The following is a 3,466-nucleotide window of genomic DNA, read 5'->3' on the forward strand; positions in this document are numbered from 1 at the left end:
AGCGGATTGCCAGACGCGCGTTCCGCGGGATCTGCCGACTGGCGTCGACATCGAAGGCCACGACCGAGCGTGCGCTGTCCTGGACCTTGACGTCGTGCACCGTGCCGACCCTCACCCCGGCGATGCGGACCGTCTGGCCGGGCCGGAGGCCGGAGGAGTCGCTGAAGACTCCGGAGTAGCGGCGGGTGTCGTCGAGTCCGAAGCGCTGGCCGAGCTCAATCGAGATGAACCCGAGGACCAACAGGGTCACGACGAGGAAGATCGCACTCTTGATCAGAGGCCCGGTAATGGCCAGCGCGGATTTGCCCCCTGTCACCGCGCACCTCCCTGCAGCCGTGCCTTCTCCTGGTCCGTCAATGGCACGCCCGCCAACGGACCGAACAACTGCACGACCAGCGGCGGATCTCCCATACGCAGCCGGTTGTCACCGGGATACGGGTTCGCCTCACCACCCTTGTCGAAGTCCTTTGTGGCCTCCGCCGGCACCACGCGCCCGTCGTAATTGGGCAACCCATAGCACTGCGGGCCGATGTCGGCGGACATGCTCGGGAGGTTCCGCGGGTTCTTGTACGTGACGTCTCCCGGCTCGATGGCGACGAGACCGGTGATGCCGGGCACCTTCCCCTGCGTGGCAATCATCTGCTTGTCCGCCTTGTCGATGCCCTGTAGCAGGCAGGCGAACTCCGGCGAGTACCGCTTCAACAAAGCCGTCGTGGGTAACGCGTTCTGTACGACACTCACCAGAGCATCAGCGTTCTGCCCGAAGAAGACACCGCCCTGGTTTCCGGTCTTGCTCACCTGGAACAGGAAGGAGTCGAGCTGAGCCTGCTGCTCGACCAGCGTCCGGCTCGTCACCGTTACGCTCTCGAGGATGTGTGACAGGTCCGGGGCGATGTCGGCATAGAGGTTGGCGACATCAGCCGTCCTGGAAAAGTCATTCTGCAGCTGCGGCAAGTTCTCGTTGAACTTGTTCAGATAGGCGGCGAGGTCGGCGCCGGTCTGCCCGAGCTCGTCACCGCGCCCCTGCAGCGCGCCGGCCAGGTTCCCCAACACCGCGCTGACCTTCGCCGGCGAGGCGGTGTCCAGGATGCGCTGGAGATGATCGAACAGTGTGTTGACCTCGACGGCCACCCGGTCCCCGCCGACCTGGTCACCAGCCTGGAGGGTGCGCGTGGTGGGATGCTCGGGATAGGTCAGCTCGACCGACTTCGCACCGAACGCCGTGAGCTGGTTGAGCTGGACTCCAACGTTAGCCGGGATGTCCTTCATCTTGTCGGGATCCATCTTGAGCGTGATCAGCACACTTCGGCCGTCCTCGGTGCGTGTCATCGACCCGACACGGCCCACGTCGACACCGCGCAGCTGCACCCGATTACCTCGATACATCTGCAGTCCGGTGCGGTCGGCGCGCAGCGTGACATCCACAGTGCTGATGAATGCTTGCCGGTATGCGGCGATGCACAGCGCACCAAAGCCGCTCACGACCGCGATGAGTATCAACGCATAAAGCCGTAGCCGCACCCGACCGAACATCGATGTCTGCACAGCGCTACCCCGAGATCCGAAACGCGTCGGAGTTCGCGTACAACGCCATCGCGATGCACAGCTCAATCGTCATGACCGCGATGAGCGAGGTCCGCACCGCGCGCCCGACCGCCTGGCCGACACCAGCCGGGCCGCCGGAGGCAGTGTAGCCATAGTAGGTGTGGATCAGAATGATGACTATCGCTATACCCACGGCCTGCGCGAACGCGAACATGACATCCTGCCACTGCATAAACGTGTTCATATAGTGGTTGAAGGTACCCTCGGAAAGCCCGAAGAAGTTGACCTGGGTCACCTTCCAACCGATCCATCCACCGACCATGGCCATCGCGAAAATCGGAATGATAGTGATCATTCCGGCGACCAGTCGAGTCGTGACCAGATAGGGCAGCGAACGCACAGCCATCACTTCGAGAGCGTCGATCTCCTCGGCGACTCGCATTGCACCGAGCTGCGCCGTGAAGCCACTGCCAACCGTCGCGGCAAGCGCGGCACCGGCAACGATCGGTGTCAGCAGCCGCGGGGTGATGATGGCAGAGGCGAATCCACCGAGCGCCTCGAGCTGGAGGTTCTTCAACGCATCGAAGGTCTGTACCCCGCCGGTGACACCGGCGAACAGTGTGATGAAAAGTGTTATGATCGACGAACCACCGATCACCGCGAGGGCGCCAGTGCTCATCCCCACCTCGGCAATCAGTCTGACCTGCTCAGTTTTGTAATCCTTGACCGCCTTTGGCGTCCAGGCCAGTGCCTGGCCGTAGAATGAGGCTTGGCGGCCCAGGTCGTCCAGCAGCCGCAATGGCGCACCAAAGACGTGGACCAGACCACGCCGAAATCCTCCAGCCATCAGTGGTTCCCTCCAACGATCCCCAATGAGTACGGCACCTGGGTCAACAGGATGTTGAGCGGGAACAGCGCCAGGAAGGTGTAGACCACAGTCTCGTTCACCGCGTTGCCCACACCGCGTGGGCCGCCGGCACAGGTCATGCCGCGATAGCAGCCGACGAGAGCACCGACCACACCGAAGGCGACAGCCCGGAGCTCACCGTGCACCAGGTCCGCGAACCCGACCAGAAGCTTCATCGAGTCCACGTACTGCCCTGGACTGGCTTCCTGGAGGAAGACCGCGAAAAAGAACCCACCAGTCAGGCCGATCAGGATCATCACGCCGTTGAGCAGAAACGCGCACAGGGCGGTCGCGAGCATCCGGGGCACGACCAGCCGCTGTATGGGATCGATGCCCAGGACCATCATCGCGTCAAGTTCTTCACGGATCCGGCGAGCGCCTATGTCCGCGCAGATGGCCGTCGAACTGGCTCCGGCGATGATGAACGTCGTCGCAACCGGGCCGATCTGGGTGATCGTGGCGAGGCCCGATCCGGAACCGCTCAGGTCGATCGCGCCAAGCTCCGACAGGATCAGGTTGAACTGGAAGGTGACCAGCGCGACGAACGGGATACCCAGCAGAATGGCCGGACCGAGTGAGACACTGGCGACGAACCAGGTCTGCTGGATGAACTCGCGCCATTGGAACGGCCGCCGGAAAACGGCGACGAACGTGTCGAGCGTGAACGCGAAGAAGTTGCCGATCGGTGTGGCGATTCTGGTAAGCGAGATCATAGCCATAAAGGGCACACCGCCTGGGGCGCAACGCCGGCACAAAAACGATCACCAGCCGGAACGCGCCTGCCGGAAGCCGAAGCGGCCGGCAGCGCGCACCGACGGCCCGTGGACCGGCTCAGGCAGGTCGGCACAGTTGCTCTCAGCACTGAGAATTTCCCTTCAGCTACAGCCCCGGTGGTCGCGAAGAGCGAGATCAGCGGACCGGTGGACCCTGACATCAGGCGTTGTTCGTCTTGCTGGGGATCGACCAGTCGGGATGCGAGTCGTGGATCCGCGGCTAGGGCGTCCGACAGTATGA

4 protein-coding genes are annotated in these 3,466 nt (G+C 63.2%); all 4 read right to left on the reverse strand.

Features of this window, described 5'->3' with window-relative positions:
* Nucleotides 1-316, reverse strand: a 316-nt coding sequence (locus tag NBW84_RS10560; RefSeq protein ID WP_250284065.1) for an MlaD family protein, incomplete at its 3' end; no start/stop codon positions are given.
* On the reverse strand, nt 313-1,545 hold the full coding sequence (locus tag NBW84_RS10565; RefSeq protein WP_250284067.1) for an MCE family protein: 1,233 nt from the start codon (nt 1,543-1,545) through the stop codon (nt 313-315). The genes NBW84_RS10560 and NBW84_RS10565, both read right to left, overlap by 4 nt.
* 4 nt (nt 1,546-1,549) lie before the next feature.
* A complete protein-coding gene (locus NBW84_RS10570; protein WP_250284069.1) occupies nt 1,550-2,392 on the reverse strand; it encodes an ABC transporter permease in 843 nt (280 codons plus the stop codon).
* Nucleotides 2,392-3,165, reverse strand: a complete 774-nt coding sequence (locus NBW84_RS10575) for an MlaE family ABC transporter permease (protein ID WP_052914299.1) — start codon at nt 3,163-3,165, stop codon at nt 2,392-2,394. The genes NBW84_RS10570 and NBW84_RS10575 overlap by 1 nt, the downstream gene beginning before the upstream one ends.
* Nucleotides 3,166-3,466 lie beyond the last annotated feature (301 nt).

The organism is Protofrankia sp. CiP1_Cm_nod2, assembly GCF_920664355.1.
Taxonomy (GTDB): domain Bacteria; phylum Actinomycetota; class Actinomycetes; order Frankiales; family Frankiaceae; genus Protofrankia.

Bases quoted from the DNA above. Each gene is read 5' to 3' on its own strand.
- NBW84_RS10570 (WP_250284069.1), bottom strand. From the start codon at position 2,392: ATGGCTGGAGGATTTCGGCGTGGTCTGGTCCACGTCTTTGGTGCGCCA.
- NBW84_RS10575 (WP_052914299.1), bottom strand. From the start codon at position 3,165: ATGATCTCGCTTACCAGAATCGCCACACCGATCGGCAACTTCTTCGCG.